Below are 20,793 nucleotides of genomic sequence, written 5' to 3'. Positions count from 1 at the left end.
ACCTCAACCAGTAATCGCGGATAAAAACGCGGTTGCTGGTGCCGACAAGGTGCCTCGGCTCTTTAATAATATCCCCACCTCCTGACTCACTACTGGCGCCGATAGCGGCAGGCATTCCAGCCCATATTCCCGAACCTGTGTTTCGCACAAGCTCGGTACTGCACTAATCCCCATTCCAGCACGTACTAACTGGCCGATTGTGCTTAATTGATTAGCTTCGCAGATATAGTGAACGCCTTTGCCACTTTGCCCGAAGGCCTCATCGGTCCAGCGCCTCACCGCTGAGCCGCGGTTCATTGCAATAAAAGGAAAACTGGCCAGGTCACTCCAGCGCACTTTTCCTTTTTCGCTGAGGGGGTGCTGGTATGGTATGACTGCGATAAAACGATCCCTGTGTAGGGGCACAAACTCAAGCCCGCCTAAATCCTCGGGGCGAAAACTGATGCCCAGCTCTGCCCGGCCATCTTGCACCGCTTGGGTTACTCGCTCCATCACCACATCTTCCAGCAGGATATTGATTTGTGGGTGTTGGCGGTGAAAATTGGCTAATAATTGGGGGAGTTGGTTGAGCGCATAGGCGGGAATTACTGCCAGGCGCAACTGCCCTCGCTCCAGACGAAAGGCCTGCTGTACCGCATCTAGGGATTGATCCCAGTTGTGCAATAGTTGTTCGGCGCGGGAGAGAAATTCCTCGCCCTCTGGGGTGAGAGTGAGTTGGCGTGCTTCTCGACTGAAAAGCGGGCCTCCAGTCGCATCCTCCAAATTGCGGATGGCAATGGACAGGGCTGGCTGGGAAGTGTGCAACTGAGCGCTGGCCTGGGCCAGGCTGCGGCTGCGGGCCACTGTGACAAAGGCGCGTAGTTGTTTGATCGTGGCACTCACAGCGGCTGCTTCCTGGGGAATTGATAGATTTGGCTATGTTAACTTTTATTTAACAAATCTAAAAAAGATTAAAATAGTTTTAAGTGGTGGGGCAGGGCATTATTGCTCCCCTTGTGCCCGAGAGGGCGATTCGAAAACACAATAATGAGCCACAAGGTCTGTTGAAATGAAGGACAACTCCCAACCGCTCTGGCAACCCAGCGCAGAGGCTATTGCCGCCACTCAGATGGATGAATTTCGTCGCAGGGTCAACCAGCAATACCAGCTGGATCTCAATGATTATGCGGCTTTATACCAGTGGTCAGTAGATAATCGCGAAGCTTTCTGGCGGGAGTTGTGGGATTACACCGGAGTTATTGCTGCAGATAAGGGTGATGAGACACTCAGTAACGATTCCATGCCCGGTGCGCAGTGGTTTCCACAGGCACGCCTGAACTTTGCTGAGAACCTGCTGCGTTATCGCGATGACAAGGCTGCCCTGGTCGAGCGCCTGGAGAACGGTAGCCGCCGCGAGCTGAGCTACAAGGAGCTGTACGATCGGGTGGAGCGCCTGTCAGCGGCCCTCGTTGCCCGGGGCGTTGTTGAGGGGGATCGGGTAGCGGGCTTTATGCCCAATGTGATCGATACCGTAGTGGCCATGCTGGCCACCACCAGCCTCGGTGCTATCTGGACCTCCTGCTCACCAGACTTTGGTATCAATGGAGTATTTGACCGCTTTGGCCAGGTGCAGCCGAAAGTGCTATTTGCCTGTGAAGGATACTTCTATAACGGCAAGGTTATTGATTCATTGCCGCGTCTGCGCGAGATCATGCAGCGAATCGAATCTATAGAAACTTTGGTAGTGGTACCGGTTGCGCGCTCAGAAGAGGAAACTGCTCAGGTACTAGCGGCAGAGCCGCTGGGTAAGGCGGTACTACTGCAAGCTTTTGAAGCTGCGGCGCCCGCTCGCGAACTCTCCTTTGTACAAACCGAATTTAATCACCCCCTGTACATCATGTACTCCTCAGGTACTACTGGTGTACCCAAGTGCATCGTCCACGGAGTGGGGGGCACTTTGCTCCAGCACCTGAAGGAGCATCGCTTGCACGGCGATCTGCGCCATGAGGATGCACTTTTCTACTTCACCACCTGTGGCTGGATGATGTGGAACTGGCTGGTGAGTGGCCTGGCTTGTGGGGCGACTCTAGTGCTGTTTGATGGCTCACCTTTCTACCCTTCATCCCAAAGTCTATGGGATATGACCGATGAAGAGGGAATCAGTGTGTTTGGCACCAGTGCCAAATATATTGCTGCGCTGGAGAAGAGTGGCTGCAAACCCCGGGAGACCCACAAGCTGGAGAAATTGCGTGCGGTGCTCTCCACAGGCTCTCCGCTGGCCCACGAAGGCTTCCGCTATGTCTACAGAGATATAAAAGCAGATCTCTGCTTATCCTCTATTTCCGGCGGCACCGATATTGTGTCTTGCTTTGCCCTTGGCAACCCAGCTCTACCGGTCTATGCCGGTGAATTGCAGTGTCGCGGCTTGGGTATGGCGGTGGAAGTCTGGAATGATACAGGCAGTGCAGTGGTTGAAGAGAAAGGGGAGCTGGTTTGCTCCAAATCCTTCCCCTGTATGCCGATTGGCTTCTGGAACGATCCAGATGGAGCCAAGTACCGCGGTGCTTACTTTGAAAATTGGCCTGGTGTGTGGGCGCATGGGGACTATGCCGAGATTACGGCACACGGCGGTGTTGTGATCTATGGCCGCTCCGATGCGGTACTTAATCCCGGCGGTGTGCGTATCGGAACCGCAGAGATTTACCGCCAGGTGGAGAAAGTCGAGGAGGTGCTCGATAGTATCTGTATCGGCCAGCCCTGGCACGACGATGTACGGGTAGTGCTGTTTGTAGTATTGCGAGAGGGTATTGTACTGGACGAGGATCTGACCCAGAAAATCCGCTCCACGATTCGCGCCAATACCACGCCTCGCCATGTACCGGCGAAGGTGATCCAGGTGGCGGATATTCCTAAGACTATCAGCGGTAAGATTGTGGAACTGGCTGTGCGCAATGTGGTGGAGGGTAAACCGGTTAGAAATAAGGAGGCCCTGGCCAACCCTGAAGCCTTATCGTTATTTGAAAAGCTGCCGGAGTTGGCAGAGGAGTAAGTTAGGGAGCCTCTGAACAACTCCGTGATACCTCTGGCATGCAGAGCGGTTCACAATCAAGGCGCGGCTTCGCAGGAATGTCTAGACCTTTCAAGAGGTCGCAACGCGGAGTGTGGATCGCTCTGCATGCCCCGAAGGGCGGGCCTTGAAGGCCACAGCTGCTGCGTTGCAGCTCTTGCAAAGGGCTACGGCCATTCGCGGCGAGCTGCGCCTAACATCTGCAACCTTCAAGGCCCGCAGAGGCATTACGGAGTTATTCAGAGGCTCCTTAGGAGTAAGGGAGCGTAACCCGGCGCCATTTAGTTTGCTGCGGTTCTGCGCTACCCTTCACTTTATAAACACCAATAATTCACGGTAGAAAAACAGTCATGGTTACTTATTTGTACTGGGCAGCGGTGATTGCCCTGGTTATTGCTTCTCTTTTTATCGGCAGTCGCCTGGGCAGCCTTAAGATCGGCGCAATCGTGGCTGCGGTTTTCTTTGTTGGCGGCTGGCTTGCCTACTACTTTCACTATGAGCAGGTTTTCGTGAAGCGTTTTGGCGGGGTCATGCGTATCTCTGTGCCCGATGGGTACCGCCATATCGGCGCCACCTGGAAAGAAGATAATTTGTGGATCGAGAATTATAACCCCAAAACTAACCAGTGTATTTTCACGGAGTATTCCAAAGGAAATATTCTGGAAGGGCGGGTGATTATCCAGGATTGTAATCCCTTAATGCCCAGCCAAGGCACTCAGCCATAGAAGTCCCAAACGCCGAATCGGCTTATTGGCTGCTCAATAAGTCGATTTAATTATCCCAGCTGTTGTCATCAGCTGGATATTCCAGCCTACGGAGGGAACGGATACCCGGATTTTTTGCGGAGTAGCCGCTACTGACATTGGATAAAGATCTTGCGAATTCTCTTTGTCTCCCTACTTGTTGCCCTTCTAGCGCTGCCAATGCAGCTGGCAGCAGCCATCCCATTTTTTGATCGCTTGCCGGGTTTTACCCTGCTGGTGCAGGGCGATCCCCAGCTGCAGGAAAAATTGACCTCCGAGCTCAACGAGTTGCGCAAGAACAGTAGTGCGCTGGAAAACTACGATGATCCGGCGGATATTGCGCACTATGAGCGGGGTAACCTGGAAAAATTACTGCGTGCGCAGGGATATTATGATGCCACTGTGTATGAGTCTGTTTCTGGCAACCAAATTTTCTATAGTGTCACTCCCGGCCCCCAGTACCATATCAAGAGCCTGGATATTATTATGCCGGCCGGTTTGCGGGCAGGCTTTAGTGGTTTGCCTATCCATGTTGGAGATCCCCTGATTGCCAGCAAGGTACTTGAGGGCGTAAAAAAAATTACCAAGTACCTCAATGAAAATGCCTGTCTGCTGAATGTGGATGTCAGCTACCAGGCAACGGTGATTCACCGGGAAGCTGCAGCGAGACTGGAATATCGGGTGGCACCCAGTCCCGAAGTCCATGTTGGCCAAGTCCGCATTGAAGGAGTCACCTCTATCGAAGAGGACTACCTGTTGGATAAGGTCAAGATTAAATCCGGGGATTGCTTCAGCCGCAGTAAACTGGATGCTGCGCAGTTGCGTCTGCTGCGCACCAACTTAATTGCCAATGTAAATACTGAAGTTTCTGAACCCTACGATGGGTTGGTGGATGTTACTTTTGTTATTCAGGAGCGCAATCACCGCACCATAACCTTGGGGGTGGGGTACACCTCTGATGAGGGAGCCGGTATTTCAGCAGCCTGGGAACATCGCAATGTTTTCCATCGTGGGGAAAAAATTGAAGTCGAAAGTAAGCTGAACGAGGTAAAGCAAACCCTGGAAGGCAAGCTCACTATTCCCCGTTTCTTCCATGACAAGCAACGCTTGACCGCGAGTATTGCTTTGGAAGGTGAGGATGTTGATTCCTACCGTTCAGAGTCCTTGACATTTAGTGCACTGGTATCGAGAAAAATCAGTAAGCATCGCACGCTGAGTGGTGGCGCCGAGCTGAAATTCAGTGAAGTGGACGAGAAGGTGGAAGGGGCAGTTGAAGCAGATGATCCCGATGAAAACTACACACTGTTAGCTTTCCCCCTGGGCTTTAAATTAAACACGACTGACAAACCTCTGGATGCCCGCCGTGGCGCCACTTCTGCGTTGGAAGTAAAACCTTATATCGATCTTAGAAATACCAACACCACCTTTATTAAAAATACCCTACAGCTCACTGCGTATAAAACAGCCGATGACTGGCGTTATAAGCCCACCTTGGCAATAAGGTTGAAAGCCGGGGCAATTACAGGAGAGTCGAACCTTGAGTTGCCTGCGGATGAGCGCTTTTATGCCGGTGGTGGTGGCTCCGTTCGGGGTTATGGTTACCAGGAGTTGGGTCCGCGACTTATTGAGATTAATGATGAGGGTGAGGAAACCCTCTCCGATGCTATCGGTGGTCGGGGACTCAGCGAGATTTCTTTTGAGGGCCGTTTTCGTTTTACGGATACCTGGGGCGGTGTGATTTTTCTCGATGGCGGCAATGCCTATGAGGACGCAGCGCCCAAGTTTTCCGACCTGTTTTGGGGAACGGGTTTTGGCGTGCGCTATATCACCTCCTTTGCCCCGATCCGCATGGACATCGCCTTTCCCCTCGATCGCCGTGAGGGCATCGATGATCGCTATCAGGTGTATGTGAGCTTGGGGCAGGCATTCTGATGCGCTGGTTGGGCCTGTTTGCGCTGGGCGTTGCCCACTGGGTGGGTGCTTTCCTGCGTGGGCTCTGGCGCTCTCTGGGTGCTGGGGGTTCCCTGGTAACAGGTATTTGCCTGTTCCTCCTGATGTCCGCTATCTATTTCCTCAGCACGGAACCGGGGCGCGTCGGCCTTACTCGCGGGGCTTTTTATGCTGCCGAGCAATTGGTGGACGACCTCGAAATTGAGGCAGAGGGAATTCGCAGTGAAAAATTAGGGTTTTGGTTTTTTGAGCGGCTGAGAATTGACTATCGAGCTAATACACTTGCCGAAGCCCAGGACTTGGAAGTTAATCTCAACAGCTTGTCCCGAAATCCCATCGATATCGAGCGAGTCGGGGCCAAAGATTTACTGCTCAACCTGAATATCCTCAATGAACTTCTCTCTGCGCTGGCAGATTCTGGCGAAGAGGAGGTTGAAGTTGTCAGTGAGGAGCAGCCATCGACTACTTGGGAGTTGCTAGTTCCCGGGTTTCGCTTGGCGCAGCTGGATATAGCTCGCCTGCAATTGGTGGACAGCCGGTTGAAGGGGATTCCCCCTGTTGCTATTCAGGCTAACGCCCAATACCGCTGGCAGGGTAAACCGGCGCAGCTATTTATCGAAGTGAGTGAGCTGAATGGTTCCGAGTTTAATCTCACTGTAAATGGCCGGATGCAGGGCGAGCGCTTTGTAATCGATTTCTCTACCAGTGAGGTGGGCCAGGGGTTTGTCAGCCGACAGCTGCATCTGCCGGAAAATCAGGTATTGGATGCTCGCGGCGAACTATCCCTGCGTAAGCAGGGTGAAAAACTGCTGCTGGATATTAATTCGATCGCAGCTCCTCTAGCAGAACATCAGCTGGATCTGACAGGGAGTATCGAAGCCGATATTAACCCCTGGCGCTTATCTTCAACGGGGATTTGGCTGCGAGTGGATGAGCGGCGCAGTACGATTAAAGGCAACATTAGCGCGGACGGTGTCAATGGGACAGTTAGCCTCAATCAAATCCCGCTAACGCTTTCCCGCCCTTGGCAGGATATCCTGGACAGTGGTTGGCTCAGCGCAGATTTTTCGGTGCAGGGCTCCCTGCAACAGCCGAATATTAATGGCAGCTTACAAGTGGAAAGCAGCTATCGGCAGCAGCCCCTGCAATTGGAAGGCCGGGTCGATACCCAGGCAGGTGTGATTGACTTGCAAGCCTTGTCTTTGCACTTTGCCGGTGCACGGATCGAAGTGCTCGGTACTGTAGATACGAATTTGAAAGCACTGGATTTGGTGGGAGAGATTGATGAGCTGGGTGTTGAAGAAATTCGCCGGCTTGCAGCTTCGCTACCCCAGGCTGATAGGGTAGTTATTCCCACTGCTTTATCCGGCACCTTGCACCAGTTGCGTGTGGAGGCAATCGGCTCATGGAAAAATCCAAACCTCAATTTGTCTCTGAGTACAGTGAGTGCTTACCACGACTTACAGGGTGAGTTTTCGGCGGCGATAAGTGGAAACCTGCACGCACTGACCATTGATGAAATGGTGTTTACCGGAGAGAAGCTCAATCTGGAAGTGATCGGTCAGCTTGATATTGAACAGAAGCAGTTGGATTTACACGGGCAGATCGATGGCAAAAATATTAGCTTGCGCGATGACCTTGGAGTTGCCGAGGCAGAGGGGGTAAGTCTAGGGGGGACTTCCGAAGTAACGGTCCAGGGGGAGTGGAGTAATCCCGGGGTAAGTATTTTACTGGATTCCAATGGCGTCGCGCAGGATTACCCCTTTAACTTAAAAGGGGAAGCCAGTGGCGATATGGACCTGATAGAGGTCAGTGACCTGCGATTGGAGTTATTTACCAACGGCAATGGCAACCAGTTTGGTTCATCCTCGAGCAGAGGCCCTCAGTCCCTCGTGATTGCCTCAGGTTTTGATAAAGGGGAGCCGGAGCCCCTACAGAGCCAAAGCCGCCTGACAGCCCTCGCTGAGGATGCCCAGCAGTTGGGTCGGGTGGGGGTGGCATTGTTGCAGGCCGATGGCTCTATCGAACCTAGGCAAGACCGATTACAAATTGATATGGGCGCGCGCAATCTACCGCTGTTCCTGGTAGATCTCGTCGGTCTCTCTCTCCCTAACTCCCTTGAAGGGGAGTTGAGCTTGGATGGCAGGGTTGATGGGGCTATTTCAAACCCGCAGATTAAAACCAACCTGATCGCCCAGGGAGAGTTTCATCTGGAGCCCTGGCATTTACAGGGTACTTTGGACTATGCAGACAGGAGTCTGGTAACTGATGGTATCGAGCTGCTCTGGGCGGGTCGCAACCAATTATCGATACTGGGTAGCTTGAATGCAGAGCGACTGGATTTAGAGTTGCGCGGCCAGGGTGATCTATCGGATTTGGCGAATAGTTTTTCCAGCGGTAGGGCGGGTAATGGTGATGTCAGCCTTTATGCCAGTATTGGTGGAAGTCCCAAGCAGCCTGAATTCCAAGGGGAGTTGCGCGCTACAGGAGAAGCCCTGGGGCTAGGGCAGCGCGGAATTCAGGTTCAACCGCTTTCGATAGTGTTGGATTGGCAGACAGAGAATGGAGAGCTGGATGCATCCCTGATTGCCCAACACGGCGGTAGCAACGCAGTAAATAGCCAAGTAAGTGTCTTGATTGCGCCGATCTTCGAACAATTATTTGCTGAGAATAATCAAACTGGTGGCCTGCGAAATGTGCCCTTCCAATTGCAGGGGCGCGGTACGGCCGATTTGTCAGTGATTGCGGAATATATTGATCCCCGTGTCCACCGTATGCGCGGCTTGCTCAGTTTCAATGTTGACGGTACCGGAAATTGGCAGCGTCCTCTATTAACCGGTGATATCGAATTGAGTAATGGTCGCTATGAGCACCGACCGAGCCATACTCGCATTGCGGATATTAATTTCTACGCGCAGCTGTCTCCTGAGGAGTGGCGGATTGTGCGAGGAAGCGCTACCGATGGTGATGGTGGGCGGATAAACCTGGGAGGGGCGGTCTTTTTACCTCCGGATAGCTCGCCCAGTTTTGATATCGTATTAAGTCTCAGTCGGGCCCACTTGCTTAACTCACCGGGAGTACGCGGTGCAATATCCGGCGATGCCCGTTTGTCGGGCTCAACCCAGGATGCAGAAATTACCGGGCGATTCACTTTGAAGCCGCTGGCTGTACAGATTGAGCAATGGATCGGCAGCAGTGTTCCAGAAATCCAGGTGGTGGAAGTTCAGGTCGATGGCCCACAAGTGCAGCGATCTTCTCCCCTGTTTAGCAAAATTGGATTGGATGTAGAGATTGTTTTGGACCAACAATCCTATGTGCGCGGACTTGGCTTAAATTCTCAATTGCGCGGCGTGGTGGATATTCGAGGCACCGCAGATAAGCCAAAAGCCTCCGGCGAATTAACAATTGTTCGCGGCAGCTTTGATTTATTCGGTAAGAAATTTGATCTGGAAGATGGCGAAATTCGCTTCGAGAATAATGAGGTCGCTATCCTGGTTGAAGGTGTCTATGAATATAGCGATGGAGAAATAACCGCGCAGATATCAGGCACTGCTGCGGACTTGGATATTACATTTACCTCTGACCCCTCGGCCTCTCAGGATGAAATTCTGGCGCAGTTGCTTTTTGGGAAGTCATTATCAGATATTTCACCTTTACAAGCTGTTCGTTTGGTTAGTGTCGTACGCAGTTTGCAGTCGGGTCGAGCGGTATTGGACCCTATCGCCAAGACACGCGAGCTGTTGCACCTGGATACACTCAATATTGAGCAGGAGGAGGGAGATGAAGGTGATGAGTACGCATTGAGCTTGGGCAAATATATTACCAATCGAATTTATGTGGAATTACAGAGAAGTACCGATCCTCTCAGTCCATGGCAGGCGGAGATGCAAATAGAACTTAGGGATAACCTCAACCTGGAGTTTAAAAGTGCCGATGACGGTGACAGCGGTTCCGGTAGTGTAGAGTTACAGTGGAAAAAAGATTATTAGGGTTTTCGCCACTAACCCCCTATCGTTGTAAGAAGCATCGCTAATATTTGCTGATCAGCATATCCGTTATTTTTAACGTGCAACCTGGCTGGGGTGGATTGTTGACGCCCCAGTTGTCGATCACGATCATCATGGATTCATCAAAAATTGCAGGCCCCTTTTCCCGGTAGGCATGCCAAAGCTGATTTGAATCATCGCACTTAGACGCAGATGCTCCACACACTCTTATATCCCATTGATAGGTTCCACTAGCTTCACCCGATATGATTTTCCGGGATGTAAAAGTTATATGCTGTTGGGCACCACTCTTCACCTGTAGGGGACCTGTTTGGCTTGTCCACGCCGCCTGTTTGGGAAGCCCTCCCCAATTGGAAGCGAAACCTCCCGGACCATTGGAGCCTATTGTTTCTACAAAATCGACTTCCCGCTGCCCCCCGGCCCAACATCCACCGGGTTGTTCACACCAGGGAAACATATAAACGGCAATCCACTCTTTAGCACCACACTTACCTGGAGGCACGTCAACCTTAAAGTCAATTGCAGAAATATCTTTCATTCTAATCTCGGTATTCCCGCACTTAACCGCAGATGTATAAGCGCAGGAGCCTTTGGTATCGCCATCCATAATAATAACAGCAGATCCTTCCGTATTGCTTGGTTGAAAGCTGATTTTAGTGCAGCGATTGTTCTTGGCCACTTTGTCATCTTGATGATTGAATATGGGCTTACATGTTGTTGCTGATGCCAGATTTAAGGAGGATAGGGCAGCAAAGATCAGGAAGAGTCGGGTTGCTTGTAGCATGGTGTGGAGCTTGCAAACTATAAAACTCAATAAATTATAGTTTGTGCCTTGATGATCAGGCTTTAGTAGAAATGTTTAGCCTGTCAATAAGATCAATTTTGGCTGGTAGCACAAAGGTCACTTTCACTTATCCAGAAGGTAACCTTTTTATAGATGAAGTCCAATGATTATTGAGTGCTTACAAATGATTCTGAACGTAACTTAAAACATCTGTTGGAGTGCAATTGTCCATAAATCTATCTTGCAGGCTGTAGGCCATTTTTTCCAGAGGTGCACCGTTGTAGCCGTAGGTCTGAATTTCACTGATATAACGTTTGATAAATGACTCTGCTCCCAAGAGAGACCATTGGTGGACATGGACTAACTCATGGAAATGGAGGGAAATGTCCGCAGCAAAAGGTGTTTTGACAAAGTAGGTATCTTTGTAAGTGATACCGGCTACTTCCATGTCGACAAAGTCACCCAGACCAGCCTGGTAGAGCTCGGGAAACCTCGGTTTTGGAATATTATCAACCACTACAAAGTAGCTTTTGCTAAGAAATTCTTCCGTATAATACTCTGAAAACTTCCCTGTGAACCTTGCGCAAGATTGTCTCTCTTCTTTGAAGTCTATCAGTGTTTGATCAATCCAATGGTCTATTTTTTGTAACATCTATATCGTCCTGATTGGGAGGCAACTCTGGGGCATTGCTCACCCCAGAACAGAATTTTCAATATACGAAATAAAGTTGTGCCGAGAGTTATACGTAGGAGTATATCACCGATCCACTTTCTTTTTTCTTTTGAAGATATTTCTTGCAGGGATAGTAAAGTATCGTAATCAGAGCAATCCAGTAGGCATAGGTTCTCAGTAAATTAGGTGTGTAGCCCTCAGGCCATACTTTGGAGCCGTTGAAGAAATTGGTTGCTACTCCAAACTCTAAGTAGCTCCATAGATGTGCGGACAGATTGATCACTGGAACATGGAGTAAATAGAAGAATAATGAGGCCTGCCCAAAGAGGAGCAATACATCCAGTATTCGGTTTTGCCGATTTTCTACGATAGCCATGATCAAGAAAACTATACTCATTGTCATAAGGATATAGCTGAACGACATTGGGTATTTTGCGGTGTTGATAAAGCCCAGAAGCCCCTGCTGTGGAATCCAATCATTGGGGTCGCCAAAGCCTATTAGTCTAACCGCAATAAATATAATCGAAAGCGCGGTCGCTGTTGTTATTAATAATCGCACTCGTTGCTTGTTTGCCATCTCGTAAAGAGGCCCAAATACATAGCCAAGGTACATAAGAGCAAAGAGGGGAATAATATTGTAAGCAGTAAAAATCCCGGTGTTGAACTCGAAAAGTCTAAAACTAGTGCGTACATGCGCAAGAATCCAAAGCCATTCATAGCCACCTAATAGCTGGCGCATGAAGTCATCATTCAGGTATCCATGTAAGAATATTACGGCCAGGCAAGCGATGGTGGTCCATATCATTGGCAAATAGATTAAGCCCGCCAGTATGATCATGGATACGCCCAGGGCCCAGATTACCTGTACAAAAGCGTAATTATAAGCAAACTGCCAAGAGAGGTTTACCAAAGTTAGTTCGAGGATAACTAGTGCTAACCCTCGAAGTATTAAGAATTTTGCCAACTCCGGCTTGGAGTTAAGTTTTTTACCGTGAAAGTAGGCACTCAATCCTGTAAGAAATATAAATCCAGGGGCACATATGTGCGTGATCCAGCGAGTTAAAAACAAAGCGATGGAGGATTGGGATAGGTCCAATGGGTCAAACTGGGTTGAAGTCCAATAATCTCGAGTATGATCGAGGGCCATAATAATTACTAATATACCTCTAGTGATGTCTATTGCTGGATATCGCAATTTGTTATCTCCAAAGTTAGTGGGTTTTATAGCGTTTTCTCTCTAAGGGTTCTTGTTACCTTGAGGTTGGAATGTAGAGGCGGTTAAAGAGAGCTATAAATGATGTCTCTCGGTCTTTGTTTATTATTGTTTAGGGGCAGGTGGGAGCTGTCTGCCTTTCTTATTGTACATATATTCTTCAAGCAACCAATTGCTTTTTAATTGTGTGATATGTAGGTGGAGGGACGATAGTGCAGGCATTTTGGTTCTGGCAAGTCCAAGAAATTTTGTCCACCCAATAATCAATATTATTCAATTTGTTTAGTTTTGCTTTTAGCCTAGGGGCAGCTAGAGGCCGAATCATGGATTTGAAAGTAAGACAAAATCAGTGATCGCGGCCTGTTCGCAATAAATATATTTTTCTGTGGTTAAAAGAGAGATTTTTCAGTTGGGCTTATTAATAACTACTTTAAAATTATTAATCTACAGGTGGAGCATATCAGTTTACTTCGATATTACCATGCTTCGCCTGAGTCACTACGGTATACGGCAAAACAACGGTATCAGCGGCTACAGAAAAAACAGCATCTATAGCTACCAGTGGAACACGGTTGATAGTTGATCCAGTATTTACAGTCTGACTGGGTTCGCTATTTAGCAAGCAAAAGGAGTAAGAGGTTCCGCTATAAACTCTTGGAATACTTTCGCAATAGCTTTTGTGGCCTCTATGAGTGATATCTACCTGATTATTCTTAGGGTTAACTGTCTTCACTGTGGCACATGATACACAAACTAGAGAGGCTGATACTAAAGAAATAATACGTTTCACAAACTAATCCTTGCTGATGTGATCTTTTGCGGGGCTATAGAGTAGTGTTTTCTAAATTGGTTCCAGATTTTGTGTGTACTATAAGTATTATCTGTACTCAATTGGAAGGGAGGAAAGTCAAAATTTTCACATCTAAGGTTTACTTTGTCGCTGCTTGGCGGTATCTCAAACTTAGAACATTAGTTTCAAGTAATGGGCGGGCTGATATACGATATTGGTTAGAATTTAAATATTTTTTACCGGATGGCAATTTTTTAGAAATTCATTAAAGTTGGATGAACAATAGGAAATTCTATACTCTTCCGCTTCTTCTATGGTTTCAATCGTATCTGGTGCTTCAATGCAGCCTGGATAGTAAATGCATTCATGGTCCAAAAGATAAATATGACCGAAGCGGTCTGGGTGTAGGCAGAACATAATTGTATTCCCTCCTTCGTCAAGGCCGATTGGCAGTAGTTCCTTGGGGACCCATGGGTCGATCGGTTTTTTGGTTGCGTGGCGCATAGCGTTAAGGTCATACATACGCCGGGGGATAAGATTGACTCCATTCTGATCTAAAAATTCGACAGGAGTTTCAAATATCCGCCCACCGCTGCAATTTTTTAGATAGTTCTTTATTTCATGTGGTAGAGTTGAACCCAATACAAGTTCAAACTCTGTAAGCTCTTCTTCTGTTGCGACCTTTCCACCTTCATTCTTGATTGTGGCGATAAATGCTTTCAGCTCCATATCTGGTCTCTTTTGTGGTGAGTGTCAATTTTTTAGAGTTATACCCATTTGGCTTCTATGCCTTTTCCTTTGAAATCTTCTAAAATTTCTGGATTTTCTTCATTGTAGAAAAGTATGAGCTTTTTCAGGTTTGGTAGGAGGTTTGTGTCTTCGGTGGAATGAATATCAAAGTCGTCAGTAGTTCCGCACCAGAAGGGAATGATTTGTAACCAGATATGACTGCCCCCATCCTGATGAAGGTCAGTTATATCCTTTAGCCATTCTTTCTTAATTGGAATGGACCGGAAGTGGTCGAGGGCTTCGGGGATAGGCTCGTACCCTTCTTCTTCTATATCTATATTTCTTTTGGTGTAACTATCGGCAAACTGAAAAATATCGAATTCAGGCTGTATTACCTTATAATGGTACATTAACTTATCTAAGACTAATAACCTGAAGTTTTCGTCTTTGAATTCTGCATATTCACTCATTTTTAAGTCTGCCTTTGCTTCCCATATAAGTATTGTGAAATCCATTTTTTTCTTTGTCTACAATATATTTCGCAATAGGGGAAGTTCTTTCGGCTCAAGCGAATAAAAGTAGTTTTTACTAGGTCAATCAAGAATTTTAGGTATTTCTTTGGCGGTTAAGTAATGCCGGAAAGTTGGAGAGTTTGAGTTATCGTACTAATTGCGAATGTTGCTTGCCTCAAATGCCCGCCAAAAATCCCGCTCATAGGCTTGGATTAACCGCACACGAATGGCAATATCATTTTCTCGAACACCTGAAGCTAGTCCTCTTGCAATTATATCGATAGCCTGTTCCCTGAATCCTTCTGGAAGTTGGCTAAAAGTCATTAAGAAACTGAGCTGTTCATTGGTAAAGCGTTTATTTTGTTTGAGAGCTTTTGCAACGCGCTCAGCATTTTTGCCAAAGCTCTGAAAGTTGATTAACAGGGCAGCGGCAATTTCGGCGGGTGTAGCGTAGTTGGCTAGCCAGGTAGTATAGGCTGGATAGGCTTGGGCACCTGCGAGTGGTTGGTATTGGGCGATCTGCTCGGGTGAGATGCCCAATGCTTGAATCAGGTTAGGTAACAGGGTGTTAGCTTGAATTTCTGCTGTCGTAATTCGAGTAAAAAATGCTCTCGTACTATGTCCCGGTAAGCCTCCAAAACGATGCAGAGATAGTGCATTACTTCTCAAGTCCGATAAGTTAATAAGGCGTTGCTCCATTGCAAAAGCCTGTAACTTAGCGTCCGGTAGAGTATTTTTTTCCAGCTGTAGAACAAAGACAGGAGTAGGGCCCTTGAGATGCAGTTTTTCAAGGCGCTCTATCAGAGCTTTTGCATCCTGTTGGTTTGTGGCGATATCTGCTGTGGCCGGTTGAGTCATGACCAAAAGAACAACCAGTCCCACAAGAGCGAATCTTAAACAATGCGTATTGGCCACTATTCCAACTCCGCTGGTGCACGAAATAAGCATAGCAGGAAGACAGAAACCGGACTGGTAGCGTATTTGTCAGGCCACAGTACTTTTTCCGCGTATTAATTCGGCGGGATCAATTCGATAGAAATGACTTAACTCCTTATAGAGTTCCGGGTGTAAGGCGTGCATAGCCGTTGGGATCGTATAGAAACTTTCTGTTGCTACAGCAAAGAACTCAGCGGGAGACTGGGCGCCGTATAAATCGAGCACAGAGGGTGTATCACCAGGAAACTCACCGAATTCAGCTCTTTGTCTCAAACGGTGGAATTCCCGGCTCATAACCTCAGCCCAGGTGGCCCCTTCATCACTGCTTTCAAATAGAGGGCGGCCATCAAAGTAACCATCCTCTTCATCGACTTTGTGGGCGAACTCGTGCAGGGCGACATTGTGGCCCCGTTCAGGCGATTGTAAATCTTTCTCCAGGTCTCCCCAGGAGAGGACTACGGGTCCACGATAATGTGCCTCCCCTTCACGGGCACTGTGCCTGGCTGTTTCTATATAGCCTTCCCGACGGGTTTCGTGAGCGACATAGGTGTCCGGGTAGAGCAACAGGCTGTAAAGGTTGGGGTAGCATTCATTCTTGCGGCCCAATAGGAGTAGGCAGGCATGGGCAGCGATGGCCACCTTCATGCGTTCATTGACCTGAAGCCCCTCGCAACCGACAAACTCTTTGCCGTGGAGAAATAGGGCGATATTACTGCATAACTCTTGCTGTTGATTGGAGTTAAGGTAGTGATAGAGAGGAAGATTTTCCCTAATGAGTTGTAGCTGTTCCCGTGTTAAGGGTTGTGAGCGCAGGTAAAAAATGCGCCACTGTCGGTAGAAGTGGGGAACCAGCCATATCGCCAGGGCCAGCAGGATAATTGCGATAAAAGCACTCACAGCTTAAATGCCGGTTGTTTGCGTGAGATATTATCTTCCAGCTTAAATTCTTGGCAAGGAGTCCCCTGGTGAAATTTCATTTGCCACTGCCCTTTACTTCTAACCCAAATAGATGATCGCTTACAAAACCCCTTGGACTCCCCTTGCTGGCCTCGCCGTGCAGATTTATACAACAGCATAATGACTGTGTCAGAGAGAGGAATGCATTCATAGTTTTGGCTGTGAATTTCCCAGCCCGTATTTTCCTCCTGTTGCATTGATCGCACTATTGCCTTGAAATCAAAGGTCCGCCCGGATTTCCCTACCTCTATAAAATCAGGGCTTAGTAGCTTGCTAATGACTTCAGGGTCTTTGCGCATCTCGAACTGATGCAGCTTTGTTTCATTCTCAATCAGAATATCGGCAATCTCATGTATCACTGTTTTACCCGGTATGCCCCAGTTGCGACAAATTACTATTTGCCTGATTTTAGAATGGGGAGTTTACTGCCGAATTCAAGGTTTCGGATGGATACAGTTATCCGAAAGCGAAGCTTGATAAATGGGGGATGTCTGCCAACACTTAGAGCGTCTGGGTGATTTTCCTGTCACTGTGGAGAAGCTTATGCGTTCGCTATTGGCCTTTCTTGTCTTGATGTTTGGAGTCTGCACCCAGGTGCTGGCCCAGTCGGGTGAAACCCCGTTAAAAGTAGCGATCGCAGGGGATGCACCACCCTATGTGATTGACGGTGCGACCAGTGGTTTGGAAATAGATATCGTTCGGCAAGCTCTCCCTGGCTATAAGTTGGAGTTCGTACAGATGGGGTTTGCGGAGACGGCCCCGGCACTTGAGCAGGGTATGGTTCAGGCAGCGGTGAATGTACTCAAGAAGAGTGATGGCCTATTTTACTCGAACAATATGATCAGCTTCGCCAATTACGCTATTGCTAAAGCCAGCGCAGAAATGAAGATTGGCAGTATTGCAGATCTCGCGGGTAAGAAAGTGATCACTTGGCAGGGAGCTCCTATGGATCTTGGGCCCGAATTTGAAAAAATGTTTGGGCCTAATGGCACCCAGAAACAAAATGTTATGCAGGCGCCAACAGCTCGTGACTTGGTTGCCCAATTCTGGAAAATGCCAGATGTGGTCGCCGTGGTGGATATGGAGCTATTTAAGTACTACAGCAATAAAATGGGCCATACCATGGCTCAGGTTGACCTATTCCAGATATTCCCGATGATGACAGACTTTCGAGTCGGTTTCCGCGATGAAAAAGTGCGGGATGACTTTAATCGCGGGCTGGCAGAGCTGTGCAGCAGTGGCCGCTACAAAGCCCTACTGCAGAAATATGATGTGGTGCAGAAGCAGGATATTTGTAAATGACCCCCTGTTACTGATTACCGATAAGACTGTACTGCATTAGGAGAGCCGAGTTTCCCTCGGCTCTTTTTTACTTGAAGAGTTCAGTGTCAGGTTGCCACGCTTGGCTTTACATTCCACTCAAAGGTCCAGCAGGATTTTTCCTGCTGAAGTACATGAAGGATTTGTCTGGATAAGGCCGCTTGATCGATAAAGTGCTCATTTCCCAGGTCTTCATTCCCCGGAAAATTACGACTTCGAGTATTATCAAGGATACCTTCAATTAATAAGTGAGATACATGTACTCCCTTTGCCCCAAGTTCTGCAGCCAGGGACTGGGACATCATTCGTAGAGCTCCCTTGGCAGCAGCGAAGGAAAAAACATGAGCAAAGCTATCTACCGAAGCTGAAGCGCCAATATTCATAATGGCTAAGGGTGGCTGTCCATCCAGCTTCCATATCGAGAGAACTTCTTGGGTGATATGGAAAGCGGTTTTAAAATTTAGGGTAATCGATCGGTCGAAGTCCTGCTCGCTGATATTGGTTACTGTATCTCCACCTGTCCAGGTTCCGGCATTATTTACCAGTGCAGAGATGCCACCGAATTTGCTGCGAATAGCTGCGACTGCTTCCTTTGTGGCTTTGGGGTTAGTGATATCAACTTGCAAAGCTAGCACTCTTGAGGGATCGTCAAATTGCTCGGAAACTTTCTGAAGGTCCTGTGAATTGCGGGCCAATAGGGCAACGGGGAAGCCTTGTCGGTAAGCCTCTGCAGCGATATCCACTCCCAGCCCACGACTTGCACCGGTAACTATAAGGGCATTTTTTTTCTGGAACATAGTAAAACTCCTAATGTGAATTTCTTTTTTCTTGCGGTTTATACTGGTGAGGAGGCTTCCGCAGTGAATGTGGGATAGTCGATATAGCCTTCAGGGCCATTGGTGTAGTAAGTGGATCTGTTCCCGGTGTTGATTGGCCAGCCATGGCGAAATCGCTCAACCAGATCCGGGTTGGCGATAAAGGGTTTTCCGAAAGAAACAGCATCAGAGCCATCATTGAGAATCATTTGCTTGGCTGAGGCGGCACTGTGACCGCCGTTTGAAATTAGAATGCCGTTATATATCTGACGTAGATTTGGGGTTTGGTAATCGATAGTTTGAATATCATGACCTGAGTCAGGACGAGGTTCGAGTAAGTGCAGATAGGCTAGGTCGAGAGGATTAAGTAGCTCTACTGCTCGCGCGTAGGTGTCCCGGTACTGGCTGTCTTTCACTTGCCAGATCTCATTGCTCGGAGATAGCCGAATACCGACCTTGCCACTTCCGATAGCATCGCAAACAGCGTCAGTAACTTCGCTAAGAAACCGTAGGCGTTTGTCGATAGATCCACCGTATTCATCAGTACGCAGATTGCTGCCATCTCGCGTGAATTGATCGATCAGGAAGCTGTTTGCGGCATGTAGTTCGATGCCGTCGAGCCCTGCAGCAATGGCGTTCTTTGCTGCCTGGGCAAATTCAGCAATTATTTTTCGAATTTCTGTTTTGCTGAGGGAACGTGCTTGCTTGAAAGGGCGGTCGCGCCCAATGGGGGTCGGAAGTGTGCCTTCAAGGGTAATCTGTGAGGCTGAAACCGGTTTGTTCCCGCCAAGAAAATCTGGGTGCACAGCGGCACCCATATGCCATAGCTGTACAAAGATAACTCCTTCATCTCTGTGGACTTCTTCACTGATTTGCTGCCAGCCTGCTATTTGTTCTCGAGTGTAGATACCAGGCCCGTTGATCCAGCCGCGTCCAGTTGGGGATGTTGCTGTAGCCTCAGCGATGATCAGCCCCGCACTCGCTCTCTGCCGATAATACTGAGCAGATATGGGTTGGGGGACGCCATTACTGTTGGCGCGGCTGCGGCTCAGTGGAGCCATGACTACTCGGTTTTTAAGGGTGTAATCACCCAAGGATAAAGGGGTAAACAGGTCGGGCATGGGAGTCTCCTCGCCGTGTTGTATTTGGTACAGCGCAGAGGTTATCCAGCTCAAGTCTGATAATAAATAATCGATTCTTAACAGCCTTTGTGCAAATATGCACATAAATAAGAAAGAGTGGACGAGAGAAGAGGCAAAATGACTAATTGGGATGATATCCGCTACTTCCTTGCACTTGCGCGCAATGGCACGGTGTCTGCGGCTGCCAAGGTGTTAGATGTTAATCACGCTACGGTTTCCCGGCGTATTCAATCTCTGGAGCAGTCTCATGGTGTGCTTTTATTTCATCGCACGCCGAGGGGCTATGCCCTTACAGAGGCGGCAGAGGCAATTTTGCCGATAGCCGAGAAATTGGAGGTTCAAAACTTAATGCTGGAAGAGCGGATCAGTGGGGCGGATAGCCGCATGGCAGGTCCCCTTGTTCTTACGTTACCCCATGATTTACTCAACCAGTTACTGCTAGAGGATCTGTGCCAGTTCCAGGCTGATCATCCAGACATATCCCTGAGGGTTTTGGCTTCCAGTAGCTTGAAGGACCTGGCAAATATCGAGGCAGACGTCGCTCTAAGATTTACGCCTGAGCCACCTGACCTTCTTACTGGTATTCAGTTTGCCCAGCTGGAAATGGGAGTTTACGCTCATCGTTCACTGGTCATCAGCAACAAAGTTAAAGCAGTACTTTGGTCGGCGGAAGAGCAGTTGCCAAGGTGGTGTGATGATCTTCCCAAGTGCAGTGCGGGATTAAGAGTGGATGACCTGCATGCCATGTTTCTGGCGGTAAAGAATGGATTTGGGGTGGCTCGAATGCCCTGCTGGTTTGTCAATGCGATAGGGCACCCTTCGGTGATTCAGCTTCCCCTACGTCAAACTCCCTCCTCTTGGGCTTTGTGGTTATTAAGTCGCACTGACTCACGGCATATGGTGAGAGCAAATAAGTTAAAAGAATTCCTGCGGGAAAGATTGGAAGAAAAGCGAGCTTTATTTGAAAACCCCTTTCCAGTTCAATCTTAAACCGTTTTGAACTGGCTCCATTCGGGCTTGGATAGGGCTCCAGAAAAATAGAAGAGACTATTTCCTGTGATATAAGGCCTTCTTATGTGGATTGCCCGGGAAAGTTCGAACCTCCAATTGCCTGGCCCGTTGCCAGCAAATTGAAATTTATTGTTTATTAAATTTCAGTGGCGTAACTCGCTGTAT

General features: G+C 48.5%; 18 protein-coding genes. 6 read left to right on the top strand and 12 right to left on the bottom strand.

Annotated elements, in window-relative coordinates:
• Positions 1–3: 3 nt before the first annotated feature.
• Positions 4–882, bottom strand: a complete 879-nt coding sequence (locus ACJJII_RS22985) for a LysR family transcriptional regulator (protein ID WP_444917859.1) — start codon at positions 880–882, stop codon at positions 4–6.
• 166 nt (positions 883–1,048) lie between these two features.
• Here ACJJII_RS22985 and ACJJII_RS22980 point away from each other — a divergent pair, with 166 nt between their 5' ends.
• The 4 genes from ACJJII_RS22980 to ACJJII_RS22965 all read left to right on the top strand — a co-directional run bounded on the left by ACJJII_RS22980 (position 1,049) and on the right by ACJJII_RS22965 (position 9,728).
• Complete coding sequence (locus tag ACJJII_RS22980) at positions 1,049–3,028, top strand: acetoacetate--CoA ligase (RefSeq protein ID WP_444917858.1); 1,980 nt, start codon at positions 1,049–1,051, stop codon at positions 3,026–3,028.
• A 368-nt stretch (positions 3,029–3,396) separates the two neighbouring features.
• Positions 3,397–3,771: a hypothetical protein gene (locus tag ACJJII_RS22975; RefSeq protein ID WP_108734070.1), complete on the top strand. Its 375-nt coding sequence runs from the start codon at positions 3,397–3,399 to the stop codon at positions 3,769–3,771.
• Between the two features lie 150 nt (positions 3,772–3,921).
• The gene (locus ACJJII_RS22970; RefSeq protein WP_444917857.1) at positions 3,922–5,721 is read left to right on the top strand and encodes an autotransporter assembly complex protein TamA; all 1,800 of its coding nucleotides are present in this window, start codon (positions 3,922–3,924) and stop codon (positions 5,719–5,721) included.
• Positions 5,721–9,728 (top strand): translocation/assembly module TamB domain-containing protein, encoded by a 4,008-nt coding sequence (locus ACJJII_RS22965; protein WP_444917856.1) that lies wholly within the window; start codon positions 5,721–5,723, stop codon positions 9,726–9,728. The genes ACJJII_RS22970 and ACJJII_RS22965 overlap by 1 nt, the downstream gene beginning before the upstream one ends.
• A gap of 40 nt (positions 9,729–9,768) precedes the next feature.
• On the opposite strand, the gene ACJJII_RS22960 is transcribed toward ACJJII_RS22965, so the two are convergent.
• The 9 genes from ACJJII_RS22960 to ACJJII_RS22920 form a co-directional block, all read right to left on the bottom strand.
• Entirely contained in the window at positions 9,769–10,530 is a 762-nt protein-coding gene (locus ACJJII_RS22960; protein WP_444917855.1) for a hypothetical protein, read from the bottom strand.
• Between the two features lie 178 nt (positions 10,531–10,708).
• The gene (locus ACJJII_RS22955; RefSeq protein WP_444917854.1) at positions 10,709–11,182 is read right to left on the bottom strand and encodes a hypothetical protein; all 474 of its coding nucleotides are present in this window, start codon (positions 11,180–11,182) and stop codon (positions 10,709–10,711) included.
• An 88-nt stretch (positions 11,183–11,270) separates the two neighbouring features.
• On the bottom strand, positions 11,271–12,398 hold the full coding sequence (locus ACJJII_RS22950) for an acetyltransferase domain-containing protein (RefSeq protein WP_444917853.1): 1,128 nt from the start codon (positions 12,396–12,398) through the stop codon (positions 11,271–11,273).
• A gap of 478 nt (positions 12,399–12,876) precedes the next feature.
• Positions 12,877–13,206 carry a YceK/YidQ family lipoprotein gene (locus tag ACJJII_RS22945; RefSeq protein WP_413662864.1) on the bottom strand — a complete coding sequence of 110 codons (330 nt, stop codon included), beginning with the start codon at positions 13,204–13,206 and terminating at the stop codon, positions 12,877–12,879.
• A gap of 225 nt (positions 13,207–13,431) precedes the next feature.
• Entirely contained in the window at positions 13,432–13,935 is a 504-nt protein-coding gene (locus ACJJII_RS22940) for an SMI1/KNR4 family protein (protein ID WP_444917852.1), read from the bottom strand.
• A 38-nt stretch (positions 13,936–13,973) separates the two neighbouring features.
• Positions 13,974–14,450: a DUF6892 domain-containing protein gene (locus tag ACJJII_RS22935; protein ID WP_444917851.1), complete on the bottom strand. Its 477-nt coding sequence runs from the start codon at positions 14,448–14,450 to the stop codon at positions 13,974–13,976.
• 150 nt (positions 14,451–14,600) lie between these two features.
• On the bottom strand, positions 14,601–15,329 hold the full coding sequence (locus ACJJII_RS22930; RefSeq protein ID WP_444917850.1) for a thiaminase II/PqqC family protein: 729 nt from the start codon (positions 15,327–15,329) through the stop codon (positions 14,601–14,603).
• 102 nt (positions 15,330–15,431) lie between these two features.
• Positions 15,432–16,280, bottom strand: coding sequence for a M90 family metallopeptidase (locus ACJJII_RS22925; protein WP_413662861.1), 849 nt, complete (start codon positions 16,278–16,280; stop codon positions 15,432–15,434).
• Positions 16,277–16,699, bottom strand: coding sequence for a nuclear transport factor 2 family protein (locus tag ACJJII_RS22920; protein ID WP_444917849.1), 423 nt, complete (start codon positions 16,697–16,699; stop codon positions 16,277–16,279). The genes ACJJII_RS22925 and ACJJII_RS22920 overlap by 4 nt, the downstream gene beginning before the upstream one ends.
• Positions 16,700–16,883: 184 nt before the next feature.
• Here ACJJII_RS22920 and ACJJII_RS22915 point away from each other — a divergent pair, with 184 nt between their 5' ends.
• A complete protein-coding gene (locus tag ACJJII_RS22915; RefSeq protein ID WP_444917848.1) occupies positions 16,884–17,642 on the top strand; it encodes a substrate-binding periplasmic protein in 759 nt (252 codons plus the stop codon).
• An 86-nt stretch (positions 17,643–17,728) separates the two neighbouring features.
• Here ACJJII_RS22915 and ACJJII_RS22910 read toward each other — a convergent pair whose 3' ends face one another.
• Both ACJJII_RS22910 and ACJJII_RS22905 read right to left on the bottom strand, forming a co-directional pair.
• Positions 17,729–18,457: an SDR family oxidoreductase gene (locus tag ACJJII_RS22910; protein WP_444917847.1), complete on the bottom strand. Its 729-nt coding sequence runs from the start codon at positions 18,455–18,457 to the stop codon at positions 17,729–17,731.
• Positions 18,458–18,495: 38 nt separating this feature from the next.
• The gene (locus ACJJII_RS22905; protein WP_444917846.1) at positions 18,496–19,596 is read right to left on the bottom strand and encodes an alkene reductase; all 1,101 of its coding nucleotides are present in this window, start codon (positions 19,594–19,596) and stop codon (positions 18,496–18,498) included.
• Between the two features lie 138 nt (positions 19,597–19,734).
• On the opposite strand from ACJJII_RS22905, the gene ACJJII_RS22900 reads away from it, so the two are divergent.
• Entirely contained in the window at positions 19,735–20,607 is an 873-nt protein-coding gene (locus tag ACJJII_RS22900; RefSeq protein ID WP_444917845.1) for a LysR family transcriptional regulator, read from the top strand.
• Positions 20,608–20,793: the final 186 nt, after the last annotated feature.

This window comes from Microbulbifer maximicatervae (SeqCode) (assembly GCF_052467825.1).
Note: the sequence above shows the minus strand (reverse complement) of the source record. Positions and strands in the feature narration are given on the sequence as shown.

What these genes read in the sequence shown, in the direction of transcription:
- ACJJII_RS22940 (WP_444917852.1), bottom strand. Translation starts at nt 13,935, where the DNA reads ATGGAGCTGAAAGCATTTATCGCCACAATCAAGAATGAAGGTGGAAAG.
- ACJJII_RS22905 (WP_444917846.1), bottom strand. Translation starts at nt 19,596, where the DNA reads ATGCCCGACCTGTTTACCCCTTTATCCTTGGGTGATTACACCCTTAAA.
- ACJJII_RS22975 (WP_108734070.1), top strand. Translation starts at nt 3,397, where the DNA reads ATGGTTACTTATTTGTACTGGGCAGCGGTGATTGCCCTGGTTATTGCT.
- ACJJII_RS22910 (WP_444917847.1), bottom strand. Translation starts at nt 18,457, where the DNA reads ATGTTCCAGAAAAAAAATGCCCTTATAGTTACCGGTGCAAGTCGTGGG.
- ACJJII_RS22965 (WP_444917856.1), top strand. Translation starts at nt 5,721, where the DNA reads ATGCGCTGGTTGGGCCTGTTTGCGCTGGGCGTTGCCCACTGGGTGGGT.
- ACJJII_RS22935 (WP_444917851.1), bottom strand. Translation starts at nt 14,450, where the DNA reads ATGGATTTCACAATACTTATATGGGAAGCAAAGGCAGACTTAAAAATG.
- ACJJII_RS22960 (WP_444917855.1), bottom strand. Translation starts at nt 10,530, where the DNA reads ATGCTACAAGCAACCCGACTCTTCCTGATCTTTGCTGCCCTATCCTCC.
- ACJJII_RS22915 (WP_444917848.1), top strand. Translation starts at nt 16,884, where the DNA reads ATGCGTTCGCTATTGGCCTTTCTTGTCTTGATGTTTGGAGTCTGCACC.
- ACJJII_RS22980 (WP_444917858.1), top strand. Translation starts at nt 1,049, where the DNA reads ATGAAGGACAACTCCCAACCGCTCTGGCAACCCAGCGCAGAGGCTATT.
- ACJJII_RS22955 (WP_444917854.1), bottom strand. Translation starts at nt 11,182, where the DNA reads ATGTTACAAAAAATAGACCATTGGATTGATCAAACACTGATAGACTTC.
- ACJJII_RS22900 (WP_444917845.1), top strand. Translation starts at nt 19,735, where the DNA reads ATGACTAATTGGGATGATATCCGCTACTTCCTTGCACTTGCGCGCAAT.